Origin of the sequence: Providencia sp. PROV004, from assembly GCF_011045615.1 — a bacterium.
In the GTDB taxonomy this organism is placed as follows: Bacteria; Pseudomonadota; Gammaproteobacteria; order Enterobacterales; family Enterobacteriaceae; genus Providencia; species Providencia rettgeri.
Window position 1 is genome coordinate 4047085 of the sequence record NZ_CP042859.1, and the last position, 18345, is coordinate 4065429.

Here is an 18345-nt window from a genome sequence, read left to right on the forward strand (position 1 = left end):
GAACGGTTGATAAATGTACTACTTATGAGATATTGATCACTAATTGTTTTTGTTTTTGAGGTTTTTATCACTAAAAAAAGCGATTTTATGATTTATTTTAATATGTAAATTTACTATCAAAAATAACAAGGTGTAAAAATGAAATTAACAAGCATTGCTGCGGTTATAGGGTTTATAGTTCTTTCCTCTTCAACTTTAGCTTCTGATCGCCTCATGGATGGTCCAGCAGATACCGATAGTATTCGTGTTGGGTCATATAACATAATGGCCTCTAGAATGGGGAGTACTGATGCCATTGTAGAAGCAATTCGTAAAATGAATGTTGATATTATTGGACTGCAAGAAGTTGATAACATGACTGGGCGTTCTGGTAAGAACTTTAGTAAAGAGGGTTCTAACCCAGTCAATCAAGCAGAGTATATAGCTAATAAGTTGGGAATGAATTATTACTTCTGCAAGGCTATAGATCATGATGGTGGGGAATATGGTACAGCAGTACTGTCTAAGTATGATTTGAAATTGAGTAAAAGGATGGAACTACCTAACATCAAAGGTGCGGAGCAAAGAGCGGCCTGTGCTGTAGAAGTTGATGTCCCTAATTATCCTGCGCCTGTTATGTTAGTAACTACTCATTTGGACTTCACTACGCAGCCATTACGAGCAGAGCAAGTAAGAACTCTTCAAACAAAATTCTCTTCTTGGCAGTTTAAAAATGCACTTCCAATTATAGTGGGTGATCTTAATTTACCACCTCAATCAACAGAGTACTTGGATTTAACAGCATGGTTCAATGACACTGATAAGGAATTGAAGTACACGGCACCATCATGGAATCCAGACAGGAAAATTGATTATATACTTACATCAAATGCTCAAAAATGGGACATTAAAGATGTATATATTCCTAAACCGTCAGATAGAGCGACCCCTGAAAGTAAGCCATATGCATCTGTCTCAGATCATTTACCTTTACTTGTCGAAATGAAGTTAACTGAACAATAATTCGGATAAGGGGTTCTGGGTTCTACGCCGGAACCGCCTAAATTTCCGATCTGATATTTTAATGATCTTTAGGAACTTTAATTACACCATCAACAATACCCTACGCCAACCGTTCTATCCATTTAGCAAAGCGGAAGTAATCTGGGTATTGAATGCAGATGTAATCCATTTGAACCTTTGATGGACTGTCCATGACCCTTTTGAGGGCAGGCATAATCATGGACAATTTTTACTAGATGTTGCTGTGTAGTTAAATCGGTCATTTTTGTCCTCGTGAAAGTGTTCGATAAACCGTTGCACGCGAGACGGTAAATAGTTCCGCTAGATCGCTGATAGAGTACTGGCCAGTATCACGCATACGGCATAGTTCTTTTTGTTGTTTTTCAGATAATTTAGGCTGTTTTCCTTTCAATTTTCCCTTTGAACGGGCAACAGCCATCCCCTCTTTAGTTCGTAGTCGAATAAGGTCTCCTTCAAACTCTGCAAAAGTAGCAAGAATATTGAAGAACATTTTCCCCATCGGGTCTGTTGGATCATAGATACTGTCCCCTAGAGCGAGTTTCGCTCCTCGAGCTTGTAGGATATCAGCAATACCTCTTGCATCAGGTACTGAACGGGCTAAACGATCTAGTTTTGGAACAACTAGCGTATCTCCCTCTCGAACCGCTGCAAGCGCCTGTTCTAGGCCCGGCCTCTGTCGGTTTGAACCAGTCAGTCCTTTGTCTGTATAGATCCTGTCAGTGGAAACGCCTAGATTTATCAGCGCATCTATCTGGGCAGTTAGGTCTTGTTGGTCTGTGGAGCAACGAGCATAGCCAATCTTGATTCCAGTCATATTAATGTACGTTTAAGGGGGGATAAAAGAGATTGATATCGTACCAGTTATATGAGACAACGTCAGCCTAATAAATAGGCGGATTATAAAAGTGGTTATTACTGTCCGCTTAACGATCCTCTTACGGACATTAATTTCGGGGGGCAAGATGGTAAGTGGTGGTAAAGCCGCTGGTAAAAGTGAACGACTAGCGGTATTAAGTAATGCTGAACAAGAAGCTCTCTATGGGGCACTGTTGCAAATAGTCGGTGGTGATAAACTTATCATCCCCTTTTGCTGATGGAGCTGCACATGAACCCATTCAAAGGCCGGCATTTTCAGCGTGACATCATTCTGTGGGCCGTACGCTGGTACTGCAAATACGGCATCAGTTACCGTGAGCTGCAGGAGATGCTGGCTGAACGCGGAGTGAATGTCGATCACTCCACGATTTACCGCTGGGTTCAGCGTTATGCGCCTGAAATGGAAAAACGGCTGCGCTGGTACTGGCGTAACCCTTCCGATCTTTGCCCGTGGCACATGGATGAAACCTACGTGAAGGTCAATGGCCGCTGGGCGTATCTGTACCGGGCCGTCGACAGCCGGGGCCGCACTGTCGATTTTTATCTCTCCTCCCGTCGTAACAGCAAAGCTGCATACCGGTTTCTGGGTAAAATCCTCAACAACGTGAAGAAGTGGCAGATCCCGCGATTCATCAACACGGATAAAGCGCCCGCCTATGGTCGCGCGCTTGCTCTGCTCAAACGCGAAGGCCGGTGCCCGTCTGACGTTGAACACCGACAGATTAAGTACCGGAACAACGTGATTGAATGCGATCATGGCAAACTGAAACGGATAATCGGCGCCACGCTGGGATTTAAATCCATGAAGACGGCTTACGCCACCATCAAAGGTATTGAGGTGATGCGTGCACTACGCAAAGGCCAGGCCTCAGCATTTTATTATGGTGATCCCCTGGGCGAAATGCGCCTGGTAAGCAGAGTTTTTGAAATGTAAGGCCTTTGAATAAGACAAAAGGCTGCCTCATCGCTAACTTTGCAACAGTGCCTTCTACGGCACGTTTGAAGGCGCGCTGAAAGGTCTGGTCATACATGTGATGGCGACGCACGACACCGCTCCGTGGATCGGTCGAATGCGTGTGCTGCGCAAAAACCCAGAACCACGGCCAGGAATGCCCGGCGCGCGGATACTTCCGCTCAAGGGCGTCGGGAAGCGCAACGCCGCTGCGGCCCTCGGCCTGGTCCTTCAGCCACCATGCCCGTGCACGCGACAGCTGCTCGCGCAGGCTGGGTGCCAAGCTCTCGGGTAACATCAAGGCCCGATCCTTGGAGCCCTTGCCCTCCCGCACGATGATCGTGCCGTGATCGAAATCCAGATCCTTGACCCGCAGTTGCAAACCCTCACTGATCCGCATGCCCGTTCCATACAGAAGCTGGGCGAACAAACGATGCTCGCCTTCCAGAAAACCGAGGATGCGAACCACTTCATCCGGGGTCAGCACCACCGGCAAGCGCCGCGACGGCCGAGGTCTTCCGATCTCCTGAAGCCAGGGCAGATCCGTGCACAGCACCTTGCCGTAGAAGAACAGCAAGGCCGCCAATGCCTGACGATGCGTGGAGACCGAAACCTTGCGCTCGTTCGCCAGCCAGGACAGAAATGCCTCGACTTCGCTGCTGCCCAAGGTTGCCGGGTGACGCACACCGTGGAAACGGATGAAGGCACGAACCCAGTGGACATAAGCCTGTTCGGTTGGTAAGCTGTAATGCAAGTAGCGTATGCGCTCACGCAACTGGTCCAGAACCTTGACCGAACGCAGCGGTGGTAACGGCGCAGTGGCGGTTTTCATGGCTTGTTATGACTGTTTTTTTGTACAGTCTATGCCTCGGGCATCCAAGCAGCAAGCGCGTTACGCCGTGGGTCGATGTTTGATGTTATGGAGCAGCAACGATGTTACGCAGCAGGGCAGTCGCCCTAAAACAAAGTTAGATGCACTAAGCACATAATTGCTCACAGCCAAACTATCAGGTCAAGTCTGCTTTTATTATTTTTAAGCGTGCATAATAAGCCCTACACAAATTGGGAGTTAGACATCATGAGCAACGCAAAAACAAAGTTAGGCATCACAAAGTACAGCATCGTGACCAACAGCAACGATTCCGTCACACTGCGCCTCATGACTGAGCATGACCTTGCGATGCTCTATGAGTGGCTAAATCGATCTCATATCGTCGAGTGGTGGGGCGGAGAAGAAGCACGCCCGACACTTGCTGACGTACAGGAACAGTACTTGCCAAGCGTTTTAGCGCAAGAGTCCGTCACTCCATACATTGCAATGCTGAATGGAGAGCCGATTGGGTATGCCCAGTCGTACGTTGCTCTTGGAAGCGGGGACGGACGGTGGGAAGAAGAAACCGATCCAGGAGTACGCGGAATAGACCAGTTACTGGCGAATGCATCACAACTGGGCAAAGGCTTGGGAACCAAGCTGGTTCGAGCTCTGGTTGAGTTGCTGTTCAATGATCCCGAGGTCACCAAGATCCAAACGGACCCGTCGCCGAGCAACTTGCGAGCGATCCGATGCTACGAGAAAGCGGGGTTTGAGAGGCAAGGTACCGTAACCACCCCATATGGTCCAGCCGTGTACATGGTTCAAACACGCCAGGCATTCGAGCGAACACGCAGTGATGCCTAACCCTTCCATCGAGGGGGACGTCCAAGGGCTGGCGCCCTTGGCCGCCCCTCATGTCAAACGTTGGGCGAACCCGGAGCCTCATTAATTGTTAGCCGTTAAAATTAAGCCCTTTACCAAACCAATACTTATTATGAAAAACACAATACATATCAACTTCGCTATTTTTTTAATAATTGCAAATATTATCTACAGCAGCGCCAGTGCATCAACAGATATCTCTACTGTTGCATCTCCATTATTTGAAGGAACTGAAGGTTGTTTTTTACTTTACGATGCATCCACAAACGCTGAAATTGCTCAATTCAATAAAGCAAAGTGTGCAACGCAAATGGCACCAGATTCAACTTTCAAGATCGCATTATCACTTATGGCATTTGATGCGGAAATAATAGATCAGAAAACCATATTCAAATGGGATAAAACCCCCAAAGGAATGGAGATCTGGAACAGCAATCATACACCAAAGACGTGGATGCAATTTTCTGTTGTTTGGGTTTCGCAAGAAATAACCCAAAAAATTGGATTAAATAAAATCAAGAATTATCTCAAAGATTTTGATTATGGAAATCAAGACTTCTCTGGAGATAAAGAAAGAAACAACGGATTAACAGAAGCATGGCTCGAAAGTAGCTTAAAAATTTCACCAGAAGAACAAATTCAATTCCTGCGTAAAATTATTAATCACAATCTCCCAGTTAAAAACTCAGCCATAGAAAACACCATAGAGAACATGTATCTACAAGATCTGGATAATAGTACAAAACTGTATGGGAAAACTGGTGCAGGATTCACAGCAAATAGAACCTTACAAAACGGATGGTTTGAAGGGTTTATTATAAGCAAATCAGGACATAAATATGTTTTTGTGTCCGCACTTACAGGAAACTTGGGGTCGAATTTAACATCAAGCATAAAAGCCAAGAAAAATGCGATCACCATTCTAAACACACTAAATTTATAAAAAATCTAATGGCAAAATCGCCCAACCCTTCAATCAAGTCGGGACGGCCAAAAGCAAGCTTTTGGCTCCCCTCGCTGGCGCTCGGCGCCCCTTATTTCAAACGTTAGACGGCAAAGTCACAGACCGCGGGATCTCTTATGACCAACTACTTTGATAGCCCCTTCAAAGGCAAGCTGCTTTCTGAGCAAGTGAAGAACCCCAATATCAAAGTTGGGCGGTACAGCTATTACTCTGGCTACTATCATGGGCACTCATTCGATGACTGCGCACGGTATCTGTTTCCGGACCGTGATGACGTTGATAAGTTGATCATCGGTAGTTTCTGCTCTATCGGGAGTGGGGCTTCCTTTATCATGGCTGGCAATCAGGGGCATCGGTACGACTGGGCATCATCTTTCCCGTTCTTTTATATGCAGGAAGAACCTGCATTCTCAAGCGCACTCGATGCCTTCCAAAAAGCAGGTAATACTGTCATTGGCAATGACGTTTGGATCGGCTCTGAGGCAATGGTCATGCCCGGAATCAAGATCGGGCACGGTGCGGTGATAGGCAGCCGCTCGTTGGTGACAAAAGATGTGGAGCCTTACGCTATCGTTGGCGGCAATCCCGCTAAGAAGATTAAGAAACGCTTCACCGATGAGGAAATTTCATTGCTTCTGGAGATGGAGTGGTGGAATTGGTCACTGGAGAAGATCAAAGCGGCAATGCCCATGCTGTGCTCGTCTAATATTGTTGGCCTGCACAAGTATTGGCTCGAGTTTGCCGTCTAACAATTCAATCAAGCCGATGCCGCTTCGCGGCACGGCTTATTTCAGGCGTTATGCAGCCAAATCCCAACAATTAAGGGTCTTAAAATGGTAAAAGATTGGATTCCCATCTCTCATGATAATTACAAGCAGGTGCAAGGACCGTTCTATCATGGAACCAAAGCCAATTTGGCGATTGGTGACTTGCTAACCACAGGGTTCATCTCTCATTTCGAGGACGGTCGTATTCTTAAGCACATCTACTTTTCAGCCTTGATGGAGCCAGCAGTTTGGGGAGCTGAACTTGCTATGTCACTGTCTGGCCTCGAGGGTCGCGGCTACATATACATAGTTGAGCCAACAGGACCGTTCGAAGACGATCCGAATCTTACGAACAAAAGATTTCCCGGTAATCCAACACAGTCCTATAGAACCTGCGAATCCTTGAGAATTGTTGGCGTTGTTGAAGACTGGGAGGGGCATCCTGTTGAATTAATAAGGGGAATGTTGGATTCGTTGGAGGACTTAAAGCGCCGTGGTTTACACGTCATTGAAGACTAGTCCTTTGCATAACAAAGCCATCAAACCGGACGCCAGAGATTCCGCGCCTGTTGCGCATGGCTTCGCCATTTTATGCGCAATAGGCGCGCCACCCTGTCGCCGTTTATGGCGGCGTTAGATGCACTAAGCACATAATTGCTCACAGCCAAACTATCAGGTCAAGTCTGCTTTTATTATTTTTAAGCGTGCATAATAAGCCCTACACAAATTGGGAGATATATCATGAAAGGCTGGCTTTTTCTTGTTATCGCAATAGTTGGCGAAGTAATCGCAACATCCGCATTAAAATCTAGCGAGGGCTTTACTAAGCTTGCCCCTTCCGCCGTTGTCATAATCGGTTATGGCATCGCATTTTATTTTCTTTCTCTGGTTCTGAAATCCATCCCTGTCGGTGTTGCTTATGCAGTCTGGTCGGGACTCGGCGTCGTCATAATTACAGCCATTGCCTGGTTGCTTCATGGGCAAAAGCTTGATGCGTGGGGCTTTGTAGGTATGGGGCTCATAATTGCTGCCTTTTTGCTCGCCCGATCCCCATCGTGGAAGTCGCTGCGGAGGCCGACGCCATGGTGACGGTGTTCGGCATTCTGAATCTCACCGAGGACTCCTTCTTCGATGAGAGCCGGCGGCTAGACCCCGCCGGCGCTGTCACCGCGGCGATCGAAATGCTGCGAGTCGGATCAGACGTCGTGGATGTCGGACCGGCCGCCAGCCATCCGGACGCGAGGCCTGTATCGCCGGCCGATGAGATCAGACGTATTGCGCCGCTCTTAGACGCCCTGTCCGATCAGATGCACCGTGTTTCAATCGACAGCTTCCAACCGGAAACCCAGCGCTATGCGCTCAAGCGCGGCGTGGGCTACCTGAACGATATCCAAGGATTTCCTGACCCTGCGCTCTATCCCGATATTGCTGAGGCGGACTGCAGGCTGGTGGTTATGCACTCAGCGCAGCGGGATGGCATCGCCACCCGCACCGGTCACCTTCGACCCGAAGACGCGCTCGACGAGATTGTGCGGTTCTTCGAGGCGCGGGTTTCCGCCTTGCGACGGAGCGGGGTCGCTGCCGACCGGCTCATCCTCGATCCGGGGATGGGATTTTTCTTGAGCCCCGCACCGGAAACATCGCTGCACGTGCTGTCGAACCTTCAAAAGCTGAAGTCGGCGTTGGGGCTTCCGCTATTGGTCTCGGTGTCGCGGAAATCCTTCTTGGGCGCCACCGTTGGCCTTCCTGTAAAGGATCTGGGTCCAGCGAGCCTTGCGGCGGAACTTCACGCGATCGGCAATGGCGCTGACTACGTCCGCACCCACGCGCCTGGAGATCTGCGAAGCGCAATCACCTTCTCGGAAACCCTCGCGAAATTTCGCAGTCGCGACGCCAGAGACCGAGGGTTAGATCATGCCTAGCATTCACCTTCCGGCCGCCCGCTAGCGGACCCTGGTCAGGTTCCGCGAAGGTGGGCGCAGACATGCTGGGCTCGTCAGGATCAAACTGCACTATGAGGCGGCGGTTCATACCGCGCCAGGGGAGCGAATGGACAGCGAGGAGCCTCCGAACGTTCGGGTCGCCTGCTCGGGTGATATCGACGAGGTTGTGCGGCTGATGCACGACGCTGCGGCGTGGATGTCCGCCAAGGGAACGCCCGCCTGGGACGTCGCGCGGATCGACCGGACATTCGCGGAGACCTTCGTCCTGAGATCCGAGCTCCTAGTCGCGAGTTGCAGCGACGGCATCGTCGGCTGTTGCACCTTGTCGGCCGAGGATCCCGAGTTCTGGCCCGACGCCCTCAAGGGGGAGGCCGCATATCTGCACAAGCTCGCGGTGCGACGGACACATGCGGGCCGGGGTGTCAGCTCCGCGCTGATCGAGGCTTGCCGCCATGCCGCGCGAACGCAGGGGTGCGCCAAGCTGCGGCTCGACTGCCACCCGAACCTGCGTGGCCTATACGAGCGGCTCGGATTCACCCACGTCGACACTTTCAATCCCGGCTGGGATCCAACCTTCATCGCAGAACGCCTAGAACTCGAAATCTAACGTCCGTTCGGGCATCGAGGTCCATGTCGGGGTGGGACGGGCCCGTGGCTTCAAGATCACTTGCAGTCCGACCGCGATGTCTTGGTTGCGCGAGAGGTTGTCGATATCTGTTGATTTGCACCCAAATTTGACCCGGGATTTGCATTGAATTTTGACCCACCCCTTGTTGTCAGAATTATGTCTCGATTTTCAGTTTGCGGGTCTGTTTTTCCTCCTGCTTATTCTGAGTTGAACTGTGTTTGAAGCGGTAACTTTCATTGCCGGTTTCCAGGATGTGGCAGTGGTGGGTTAGTCGGTCCAACAACGCTGTTGTCATCTTTTCATCGCCAAACACTCGGCTCCATTCCGAGAAGCTCAAGTTGGTGGTCAGTATCACGCTGGTTTTTTCGTACAGCTTTGAGAGCAGGTGAAACAGCAGTGCCCCACCGGTTTGGCTAAAAGGCAAATATCCCAGCTCATCCAGAATCACCAAATCGGCATACAACAGACGGTTTGCGATTTGTCCCTGACGCCCAGATGATTTCTCTTGCTCCAGTGCATTGACCAAATCCACGGTGGAGAAGAAACGCACCCGTCGGTTCAAGTGCATCACTGCTTGTGTACCAATGGCTGTGGCCAGGTGAGTCTTGCCTGTGCCTGGCCCACCAATCAGCACCACGTTCTGGGCTTGTTCCATGAAGTCGCACCGGTGCAATTGTTTGACCGTGGCCTCATTAACCAGGCTTTGACTGAAGTCAAAGCCCACCAAGTCCCGATACACGGGGAACTTGGCCACCCGCAATTGATAGTTCACCGAACGTACTTCACGCTCTGCCACTTCAGCTTTAATCAAGCTGTCCAGCATGGGCAAGGCTTGATTAAATGCTGGTGAATTCTGATTGCCCAACTCCTCAATGGCGTGTGCCATGCCAAAGAGTTTCAAGGATTTGAGGATTCTCACATGGCCTTCATGCTGCATCATGGGCTCTCCTTAAACTGTCATAGCGGTTCACGTTGGCCTGTGGTTCCAATGTCAGCCTTAACCCCTTGGGAATTGGAATCGGTTTGGGTGGAGGTTCTTCGGTCAAACGTCCCAACAGATTAAGCACATGCTCCTTCGATGGCTTGCCACACTCCAATGCCAATTCCACAGCACTGAGTACCGCACCTTCATCGTGGTGCAATACAAGGGCCAGAATTTCCACCATGTCACGGTCACCGCCGGGGCGTTGCAGCAAGATGGATTGAAGCTTCTTGAACGCGGGTGGCAATTCAGCAAATGGCGCACCATTGCGCAACGCCCCAGGTTTCTTCTGAAGCACAGACAAGTAATGGTGCCAGTCGTATTGTGTGTGGCCACGCCGAGCGTGGCCACTGCCAAACAATCTTGGATGCTCGGCAATGTGTTGGCCTTCGGCAGCCATCACCAGCTTGTCTGCATAAATCCGAAGGCTGATGGCCCTGTTGGCGTAACTGGCAGGAACGCTGTAGCGATTGCCCTCGTGGTGAACAAGGCAGGTTGAAGTGACTCGCTTGGTTTGCTCCACGAATGCATCAAAGGCATTGGGTAGCGCCATCAACTCGCCTTGTTCATCGGCAAAGGCCTCTTGCACGGTTTGGTCCAATTCGGGGTGGCGCAGCTCAGACCACAGCGCTTTGCAGCGATGCTCAAGCCACACATTCAAATCAGCAAGGCTTTGAAAGTCTGGTGCCCCTTGCCACAGGCGTTGGCGGGAATCCTGCACGTTCTTCTCAATCTGGCCTTTCTCCCAACCCGATGCTGGATTACAGAACTGCGCATCAAACAGGTAGTGGCTGACCATGGCAGTGAACCGCTGATTGACCCTGCGCTCTTTGCCACGCCCCACCGAATCCACAGCGGTCTTCATGTTGTCGTAGATGCCGCGCTTGGGAATGCCACCGAAGATTTGAAAGGCATGCCAGTGGGCATCAAACAGCATTTCATGTTTTTGCTGGTAGTAAGCCCGAAGCACAAAGGCCCGGCTGTGGGCCAACTTAAACTGGGCAATCTGAAGTTTGACCTGTTTGCCCGCTATGCGGGCAAAGTCCTCACTCCAATCGAATTGGAAGGCTTCGCCACAAGCAAAGCGCAAGGGGATGAAACAACCCTTGCCCGAGGTTTGCGCCTTGAACTGTTCGGAATCTTTCCACTGTCGGGCAAAGGCACACACTCGGTCATAAGACCCGGTAAAGCCCAAAGCGACCAAATCCCGGTACATGCTGCGCAGGTTTCTGCGCAGCTTCTTTGTCTTTTTGTGCTCGGTGGAGAGCCACTGCCTTAACTTGGGCTCAAAAGGACTTAACTTGCCAACGCTGTCTCGCGCTGGGTACTGCGGTTCAACCACCTTGCTTTGCAAATACTTGCGAACGGTGTTCCTGGACAGGCCGCTTCGTCGGGCTATTTCCCGAATCGACGCACCATCGCGAAAATGCCAGCGTCGAATTGCGCTCAATATCGCCACGTTTATCACTCCTTGATTTCTCCCGCCATATCCAGACGGGAAACAGTGTCATACGTGGGTCAAATTTCGACGCAAATCTTTACCCTAAGTTGGGGTGCGGACAAAATCTTGGACTACTTTAGGAGTAGTTCATGTATTCGTATGAAGATCGCCTTCGAGCCGTGAGGTTGTACCTGAAGCTTGGGCGCCGGATGAGCGCCACACTACGGCAGCTGGGATACCCCACCAAGAACTCGCTGAAGGCCTGGTTGGCAGAATTCGAACGGAATCAGGATCTTCGCCGAGGCTATCAACGGATAAAACGGCAGTACACCGATGAGCAAAAGCAACGGGCAGTAGATCACTATATCGAACAAGGCTACTGCCTGAGTCACACAATCCGAAGCCTGGGCTACCCAAGCCGCGAGGCCTTGCGTGCCTGGATCCGTGATTTACGCCCTGAATTCGCTAGGACGGTCGTCGGCAGCAGCGCTCCCACAGTCGCCCGCTCTCGCCTCGAGAAGCAGCAAGCCGTCATTGCACTGAACCTGCGCGTAGGTTCGGCAAAGGATGTGGCCGACACTGTCGGTGTATCGCGACCAACGTTGTATAACTGGCAGCATCGATTACTTGGCAAAGTGCCCCTAAAACCCATGACAAAGAAGAAAGGTGACACCTCGCTCGAGCAGCGGCATGAGGCACTACTCAGGGAACTGGCCGAACTGGAGAGCCAGAACCAGCGGCTTCGCATGGAGAATGCAATTCTGGAGAAGGCGAGTGAATTGATAAAAAAAGACATGGGCATCAACCCCCTCGAACTGACAAGCCGAGAAAAAACGAAGGTGGTTGATGCCCTCAGAGTCACGTTTCCATTAGCCAATCTGTTGTGCGGCCTGAAGCTGGCGCGCAGCACATACTTCTATCAACGCCTGCGGCAGACGCGGCCCGACAAGTACACGCAGGTGCGTGAGGTCATTCGGACTATCTTCGAGGACAACTACCGCTGCTATGGCTATCGACGCATTGATAGTGCCTTGCGCCTTGGTGGCATGCGTGTGTCCGAGAAGGTCGTGCGTCGCTTGATGGCGCAAGAGCGTCTGGTCGTGAGAACACCGCGCCGCCGGCGCTTCTCGGCGTATGCTGGCGACCCGACACCAGCGGTCCCGAATCTGCTGAATCGCGACTTTCACGCGTCGGCGCCGAATACGAAATGGTTGACCGATCTGACGGAAATACACATTCCGGCAGGGAAGGTCTACGTCTCGCCGATCGTCGATTGCTTCGATGGGCTGGTGGTGGCCTGGAATATCGGCACCAGCCCGGATGCGAACCTGGTCAATACCATGCTGGATCACGCGGTACGGACACTGCGACCCGGTGAGCATCCGGTTATCCATTCGGACAGGGGCTCGCATTATCGCTGGCCTGCGTGGATCCGCCGCACTGAAAATGCCCAATTAACGCGGTCGATGTCCAAAAAGGGCTGCTCGCCAGACAATGCTGCATGCGAGGGCTTTTTCGGACGATTGAAGACCGAACTAATCTACCCGAGGAATTGGCAGCACGTGACGCTGAAAGACCTCATGACGCGAATCGATGCCTATATCCACTGGTACAACGAGCGCCGCATCAAAGTGTCGCTTGGCGGGCGTAGTCCCATCGAGTATCGTCATGCGGTCGGATTGATGTCCGTATAAACCGTCCAAGAAATCGTCCGCACCCCCAGTGGGTCAATTTTAGATGCAACTCAACAGGCCATGCTGAGTGTGCGATGGTTGATCGCTTCCTCGCCGCTCTCCACGGCGACGATGGCCGCCGCCATCAGCAAGTGCGCCAGTTCCCCTATGGTGCCCTCGCTGCGTGTGAGCAGGTAGCGAGCCATGTCCAGCGTGGCAATTGGGGAAGGCCGGCGCAGCGGGAGCGAAGCGGCGAAGCTGGCCAGCAGTGAGCAGCAATCGTCGTTGGCCTCCCATACCGGCAGCATCATCGGCTCGAAGCGATTTTCCAACTGGTCATCGGAGCGGATGGCTAGGTAGGCGTCGCGCGTGCCTACCCCAACCAACGGGATGCGCAGTTCGTTGCCGAGGAAGCGCAGCAGGTTGAGGAATTCCCGGCGGTTGACGCTGTTGCCGGCCAGCACGTTGTGCAGCTCGTCGATCACCAGCATGCGCACGCCGACCTTGCGCAGCAGTGCCAGAGCCAGTTGCTCCATTTCCGGCAACCGTGGGCGTGGGCGCAGCGGCGCGCCCATCGCGGCGAGCAGCGCGACGTAGAAGCGGATCACGGACGGCTCGGACGGCATCTGCACGACCAACACCGGGATGTGCTCCTGGTCGGCGTCGGAGCTGGCCGGGTGGGTGCGGCGGAACTTCTCGACGATCATCGACTTGCCATTGTTGGTCGGGCCAACCAGCAGCAGGTTGGGCATGCGTTGCTTGTTTGGCCACGCATAAAGGGCTTCCAGCCGGTTCAGCGCCTCGACTGCGCGCGGATAGCCGATCCAGCGGTCGGCGCGAAGGCGCTGGATGCGCTCGTCCGCCGGAAGACGGGCCAAGCCCTGGGCCGCCGGCAGCAGGTGGGACAGGTCGATGATGGGATATTCGTCCACGGCTACCACTCCTCAATCTGGTCGAACAGTTTGGCGGGTGGCAAGTTGTCTGCCTGCGGGTCGGCAATATCCGTATCCGGCGGAACGGGCTTGTCCGGCCGAGCTGATGTCTTGAGGTGCTGGCGGCGATCCGCGTCACGCCGCGCCTTGCGTGTGGCCTTCTGCGCGCTGGTCACAATCTCACGCATCTGGCCGATCATGCGGAACAGCGCCGACTCATCCACCTGTTCGCGCCCTTGCTGCCGCAGTTTCGCCAGCGCCTGCCGTTGTTCCCAGAGGGTGACAGCCGGATGCGACAAGGTACGGTAGGGAATTTCCAGGTAATGCTGTCCCTCCGGTTCCAGGACCCAGATACGGCTGATGTCGCGCGGATCGCGCCGGATCAGAAAGGACGGCCAGCGTTCACGCCGCGCAATCCACGGCTTGAGCGCATCGGCGGGCACTGTTGCAAAGTTAGCGATGAGGCAGCCTTTTGTCTTATTCAAAGGCCTTACATTTCAAAAACTCTGCTTACCAGGCGCATTTCGCCCAGGGGATCACCATAATAAAATGCTGAGGCCTGGCCTTTGCGTAGTGCACGCATCACCTCAATACCTTTGATGGTGGCGTAAGCCGTCTTCATGGATTTAAATCCCAGCGTGGCGCCGATTATCCGTTTCAGTTTGCCATGATCGCATTCAATCACGTTGTTCCGGTACTTAATCTGTCGGTGTTCAACGTCAGACGGGCACCGGCCTTCGCGTTTGAGCAGAGCAAGCGCGCGACCATAGGCGGGCGCTTTATCCGTGTTGATGAATCGCGGGATCTGCCACTTCTTCACGTTGTTGAGGATTTTACCCAGAAACCGGTATGCAGCTTTGCTGTTACGACGGGAGGAGAGATAAAAATCGACAGTGCGGCCCCGGCTGTCGACGGCCCGGTACAGATACGCCCAGCGGCCATTGACCTTCACGTAGGTTTCATCCATGTGCCACGGGCAAAGATCGGAAGGGTTACGCCAGTACCAGCGCAGCCGTTTTTCCATTTCAGGCGCATAACGCTGAACCCAGCGGTAAATCGTGGAGTGATCGACATTCACTCCGCGTTCAGCCAGCATCTCCTGCAGCTCACGGTAACTGATGCCGTATTTGCAGTACCAGCGTACGGCCCACAGAATGATGTCACGCTGAAAATGCCGGCCTTTGAATGGGTTCATGTGCAGCTCCATCAGCAAAAGGGGATGATAAGTTTATCACCACCGACTATTTGCAACAGTGCCTTCAAACCAGTGACAGCATTACTCATTCAATCTTGGAACTCATCAACAATATGTTGATTGATCTTCTGGCAACAATGGCCCGCCTAGACAATGAGAAACGTATAGAACGTATTAAGCAGGGCCTGGCACGTTCGGGTTACAAACCAACAGGCAAGAAGGCAAATGAGGCTAAACATAAACGAATAAAAGAATTGCTAGTAGTTGGCAATATGACTAAGGAAGAAATTGCCAAAGCAGTGAATTGTGGAGTTGCAACTGTCTATCGAGTTGCTAAAGTTATCTAAAAGAGGCTTATCTCAACGCGCCCCCAATGGGGCACCGCTGCATTCAGGTTACTTCACATAAGAAATTTTATGTTAAATGATTGTTAGAAATGCCCCTTGATCGAGGCATTTTCTATAAAGAATACTAAAAACTAATTAAAGCCAACCAAGTTTCAAAACAAGGCAGTTCTCAGCAATCATATTTTTAAATTATATAACTCCCAACTGAGCTTTTGCTCCAACGATAAGGCTTTCATTTTGAGTTTCTAAGGCAAATAAACCATACATCAAAGGAGAGGCCGCTGCTCTTTCTAAAGTCTGTTCATATAGTTTATTCCAAACTTTACCCCCTAGTTTTTCATACTCGATGATTAGAGTTTTGAGGCTTTCTTCTCCAAACAAAGTTACATGCCCAGCAAAATCAATCGCTGGGTCATCTATATGGGCTGTTGACCAATCAATAACGCCTGAAACAGCTCCATCCTTTGAAGCTAGTACATGCCCAGCATATAAATCGCCATGTATAAATTGGGTGAAATCTGCCCATAGAACATCATTATCCAACCATTTTCTGTAGCGGGTTTCCAATTGCTCACTTATACCAATTTCAGATTTTACTAACTGCAAATTGTTTGCTATTTCAGGTCTTAAATCTGAAGGTTTCATAATTTTCAAATCATTTTCCCGAACTTCTTTTTCAGGAATACTATGGATTTCAAATAAGGTTTTTGCCAAAGATGTTATGTATTTCGGGCTATCTTTGTCCATATTCCAAATTATTTCATAGGTTTCAGCATCCAAATTTAAAACAGGATTATCTTTAAGTATGGGATAAGCCACTAATTCTGTAGATGAAATTCTCCAATCAGGAACCTCTACAGAAAGATGTTTTTTTACCAATTCTAAAATGCGTTTTTCTTTCTTGATTTGTTCCCTCATGCCATCACGACGAGGAATACGCAGCAACCATTGTTGCCCCTTTGTATCAAGAGCAAAAACGACCTTAAAATCAATGCCCATTTCATTGAAATTCATTTTGTCCGTAAGCAACAAGCCGTGTGCTTCAGCAAGTGATTGAATATCTTGAATTGTCATTTTTAATTTCCTTTAAAGAGTTCAATAATTAATGTTCGGATTAGATTGGCTATCATTAACAATCTCTCTCAAAAGTCTTGATGATTTTGTGGTCTTTGATCTCGTAGATAATGTCAGCAATATTATCGACCAATTGCTTGTCATGAGATACGAAGATAATAGTTCCTGCATAGGACTTCATCATTGTTTCTAATGCGGCAATACTTTTTAGGTCAAGATAGTTTCCTGGTTCATCCATAAGCAAAATATTATATTTTCCTAAAAGCATTTTGGATAAAAGCAGTTTGATGATTTCACCTCCCGATAAGTCGGATAAGTTTTTTTGAATATCATTCGCTCCGATCCCCATTGAAGCCAATACTGCACGAATTTCCGCAACTGTGTACTCGCACTCTTCCTGCATAAAGGAGAGCACAGATTTATGCGTGTTAAATTTATATCCTGTTTGTGTAAAGTAGCCAATTTCAGCTTTTGGAGATATGGTTAATCCATCAGCACGTTCTGATATCATTTTTAACAAGGACGTTTTCCCTGTTCCATTCGATCCAGTTATAGCGACTTTAGCGCCAAGCGGTATTATAAAGTTAGCGTCATCAAAGATAGTACGGCTACCAAATTTTAAGCTCAGACCATCTGCCGTAATCGGGAACTTATTGTGCAGTTCTAGGGCTGAACTTTGACGAAAACGAATAGAACGCAAATGCTCTGGTGCTTGAATATCTTCTAATGCAGCCAAACGCTTTTCCATACTCTTAGCTGCCTGATACAGTTTTCTTTGCTTGGTGCCAGTCATTTTTGCATGCCCAAGTCGTCCAGCACTTTCGGTAGAGTTTTTGGATTTTTCTCCTTTTTTCTTATTGTCTAATCGATTAGCTTGCTGGCGTTTTTCTTGCACAGCAGATTCTAATCGCTCCCGTTCCTTCATCATCAGCTCATATTCTACGGCTTGGTGTTGTCGCTCTTCTTCTTTTTGACGCAAGTAATCCGAGTAACCACCCCAATATTCCGTAATTTTACCGTCTTTTAACTCCCATATCTTGTCTACAACCATATCAAGAAAATATCGGTCATGACTGATAACAAGTAATGCTCCATCAAATGCTTTAAGTTGACCAATAAGTAGATCTATTCCATTGAGATCAAGGTGGCTGGTTGGTTCATCCGCTAGAATGCCATGTACTTGTTGGGAAAATGCGGCAGCAATTTTTGCACGAGTTTCCTCTCCGCCACTCATTGTGTCGTTTTGTACATTGGAAACACCAAGGCGAGATAACATTGCCCGGTCTTCGACCGTTTCTATTTCGATTCCGCCCAGTTGGCTGATATGTGCAAAATCACCAAAACGCTGTAATGTCGCTTCGGCTAAAACAATTTCGCCATTAAGTACTTTGAGTAAACTACTCTTTCCTGCTCCGTTATCACCCACAAGACCAATACGGTCATAAGAGTGAATTTCCAATTCATCAATATCCAAAACATCACGCCCAGCATAATCCAAGCGTATGTTTCTCGCTTTAATAATTAAACTCATTTTTATTTACTCCTGTTTAGCTCTTGAAATTTTTTATGCAGCAAACAGGATTTAGGTGAAAACAAAAGCTAGCATCACAGTGTCCTCCCAAAAAAAAAGCTATTCATCCACAGGGTGGACAAATAGCTAGTCAATTAAGTTATAACTGGAAACTATGCACTAAAAGCATACTTATAAATTAAGCATACTTTTACTTTATATATCCGCATATATTCTTAAAGACACAACAAAAGCCCACCATTATAAAATAGTGTCACTATGCAAATAGTTGTGTCTTAACGAATGCGGATAGAATGCATAAACTTACCTAAAAAATAAAAT

20 protein-coding genes and 1 pseudogene are annotated in these 18345 nt (G+C 49.7%); 12 read left to right on the top strand and 9 right to left on the bottom strand.

Annotated features, from left to right (window positions below; genetic code table 11):
- The first annotated feature begins 138 nt into the window (after positions 1 to 138).
- The gene (locus FVA69_RS18580) at positions 139 to 1002 is read left to right on the top strand and encodes an endonuclease/exonuclease/phosphatase family protein (protein ID WP_052244185.1); all 864 of its coding nucleotides are present in this window, start codon (positions 139 to 141) and stop codon (positions 1000 to 1002) included.
- 259 nt (positions 1003 to 1261) lie between these two features.
- Here FVA69_RS18580 and FVA69_RS18585 read toward each other — a convergent pair whose 3' ends face one another.
- Complete coding sequence (locus tag FVA69_RS18585; protein WP_038999265.1) at positions 1262 to 1837, bottom strand: recombinase family protein; 576 nt, start codon at positions 1835 to 1837, stop codon at positions 1262 to 1264.
- Between the two features lie 91 nt (positions 1838 to 1928).
- On the opposite strand from FVA69_RS18585, the gene FVA69_RS21770 reads away from it, so the two are divergent.
- Positions 1929 to 2117: a hypothetical protein gene (locus FVA69_RS21770; protein ID WP_164529210.1), complete on the top strand. Its 189-nt coding sequence runs from the start codon at positions 1929 to 1931 to the stop codon at positions 2115 to 2117.
- Between the two features lie 11 nt (positions 2118 to 2128).
- Positions 2129 to 2833: an IS6-like element IS26 family transposase gene (locus FVA69_RS18595; RefSeq protein ID WP_001067855.1), complete on the top strand. Its 705-nt coding sequence runs from the start codon at positions 2129 to 2131 to the stop codon at positions 2831 to 2833.
- Positions 2834 to 2885: 52 nt separating this feature from the next.
- Here the strand turns inward: FVA69_RS18595 and intI1 are convergent.
- Positions 2886 to 3683 (bottom strand): annotated as a pseudogene (gene intI1 / locus FVA69_RS18600) (class 1 integron integrase IntI1); the annotation flags it as partial.
- 291 nt (positions 3684 to 3974) lie between these two features.
- Here intI1 and FVA69_RS18605 point away from each other — a divergent pair.
- From FVA69_RS18605 to FVA69_RS18635, 7 genes are all read left to right on the top strand, one after another.
- Positions 3975 to 4529: a fluoroquinolone-acetylating aminoglycoside 6'-N-acetyltransferase AAC(6')-Ib-cr5 gene (locus FVA69_RS18605; RefSeq protein ID WP_063840321.1), complete on the top strand. Its 555-nt coding sequence runs from the start codon at positions 3975 to 3977 to the stop codon at positions 4527 to 4529.
- A 130-nt stretch (positions 4530 to 4659) separates the two neighbouring features.
- Positions 4660 to 5490 carry an oxacillin-hydrolyzing class D beta-lactamase OXA-1 gene (locus FVA69_RS18610; RefSeq protein WP_001334766.1) on the top strand — a complete coding sequence of 277 codons (831 nt, stop codon included), beginning with the start codon at positions 4660 to 4662 and terminating at the stop codon, positions 5488 to 5490.
- A 137-nt stretch (positions 5491 to 5627) separates the two neighbouring features.
- On the top strand, positions 5628 to 6260 hold the full coding sequence (locus tag FVA69_RS18615; RefSeq protein WP_000186237.1) for a type B-3 chloramphenicol O-acetyltransferase CatB3: 633 nt from the start codon (positions 5628 to 5630) through the stop codon (positions 6258 to 6260).
- An 84-nt stretch (positions 6261 to 6344) separates the two neighbouring features.
- On the top strand, positions 6345 to 6797 hold the full coding sequence (arr, locus tag FVA69_RS18620; RefSeq protein WP_164529211.1) for an NAD(+)--rifampin ADP-ribosyltransferase: 453 nt from the start codon (positions 6345 to 6347) through the stop codon (positions 6795 to 6797).
- A 222-nt stretch (positions 6798 to 7019) separates the two neighbouring features.
- Positions 7020 to 7367, top strand: a complete 348-nt coding sequence (locus FVA69_RS18625) for a quaternary ammonium compound efflux SMR transporter QacE delta 1 (protein WP_000679427.1) — start codon at positions 7020 to 7022, stop codon at positions 7365 to 7367.
- Positions 7361 to 8200, top strand: a complete 840-nt coding sequence (gene sul1 / locus FVA69_RS18630) for a sulfonamide-resistant dihydropteroate synthase Sul1 (RefSeq protein ID WP_000259031.1) — start codon at positions 7361 to 7363, stop codon at positions 8198 to 8200. The genes FVA69_RS18625 and sul1 overlap by 7 nt, the downstream gene beginning before the upstream one ends.
- A 127-nt stretch (positions 8201 to 8327) precedes the next feature.
- Positions 8328 to 8828, top strand: coding sequence for a GNAT family N-acetyltransferase (locus FVA69_RS18635; protein WP_000376623.1), 501 nt, complete (start codon positions 8328 to 8330; stop codon positions 8826 to 8828).
- 175 nt (positions 8829 to 9003) lie between these two features.
- Here the strand turns inward: FVA69_RS18635 and istB are convergent, their stop codons facing one another.
- Positions 9004 to 9789 (bottom strand): IS21-like element IS1326 family helper ATPase IstB, encoded by a 786-nt coding sequence (gene istB / locus FVA69_RS18640; protein WP_000983249.1) that lies wholly within the window; start codon positions 9787 to 9789, stop codon positions 9004 to 9006.
- Complete coding sequence (istA, locus tag FVA69_RS18645) at positions 9776 to 11299, bottom strand: IS21-like element IS1326 family transposase (protein ID WP_001324342.1); 1524 nt, start codon at positions 11297 to 11299, stop codon at positions 9776 to 9778. The genes istB and istA overlap by 14 nt, the downstream gene beginning before the upstream one ends.
- Before the next feature lie 122 nt (positions 11300 to 11421).
- Between istA and FVA69_RS18650 the strand changes: the two genes are divergently transcribed.
- Positions 11422 to 12966, top strand: a complete 1545-nt coding sequence (locus FVA69_RS18650; RefSeq protein WP_000287615.1) for an IS3 family transposase — start codon at positions 11422 to 11424, stop codon at positions 12964 to 12966.
- 50 nt (positions 12967 to 13016) lie between these two features.
- On the opposite strand, the gene FVA69_RS18655 is transcribed toward FVA69_RS18650, so the two are convergent.
- Genes FVA69_RS18655 through FVA69_RS18665 form a run of 3 tightly spaced genes read right to left on the bottom strand, consistent with a single transcriptional unit; the run spans position 13017 to position 15072 of the window.
- Positions 13017 to 13877, bottom strand: coding sequence for a TniB family NTP-binding protein (locus tag FVA69_RS18655; protein ID WP_000344784.1), 861 nt, complete (start codon positions 13875 to 13877; stop codon positions 13017 to 13019).
- Between the two features lie 2 nt (positions 13878 to 13879).
- Entirely contained in the window at positions 13880 to 14362 is a 483-nt protein-coding gene (locus tag FVA69_RS18660; protein WP_434738201.1) for a hypothetical protein, read from the bottom strand.
- A 5-nt stretch (positions 14363 to 14367) separates the two neighbouring features.
- Positions 14368 to 15072 (bottom strand): IS6-like element IS26 family transposase, encoded by a 705-nt coding sequence (locus FVA69_RS18665; RefSeq protein WP_001067855.1) that lies wholly within the window; start codon positions 15070 to 15072, stop codon positions 14368 to 14370.
- Between FVA69_RS18665 and FVA69_RS18670 the strand changes: the two genes are divergently transcribed.
- A complete protein-coding gene (locus tag FVA69_RS18670) occupies positions 15063 to 15419 on the top strand; it encodes a helix-turn-helix domain-containing protein (RefSeq protein WP_260280703.1) in 357 nt (118 codons plus the stop codon). The two genes, FVA69_RS18665 and FVA69_RS18670, sit on opposite strands and share 10 nt — an antisense overlap.
- Positions 15420 to 15608: 189 nt before the next feature.
- On the opposite strand, the gene FVA69_RS18675 is transcribed toward FVA69_RS18670, so the two are convergent.
- Together FVA69_RS18675 and msr(E) are read right to left on the bottom strand one after the other, a co-directional pair.
- Positions 15609 to 16493: an Mph(E) family macrolide 2'-phosphotransferase gene (locus FVA69_RS18675; protein ID WP_000155092.1), complete on the bottom strand. Its 885-nt coding sequence runs from the start codon at positions 16491 to 16493 to the stop codon at positions 15609 to 15611.
- 55 nt (positions 16494 to 16548) lie between these two features.
- Positions 16549 to 18024 (bottom strand): ABC-F type ribosomal protection protein Msr(E), encoded by a 1476-nt coding sequence (gene msr(E), locus FVA69_RS18680; RefSeq protein WP_000052512.1) that lies wholly within the window; start codon positions 18022 to 18024, stop codon positions 16549 to 16551.
- Positions 18025 to 18345 lie beyond the last annotated feature (321 nt).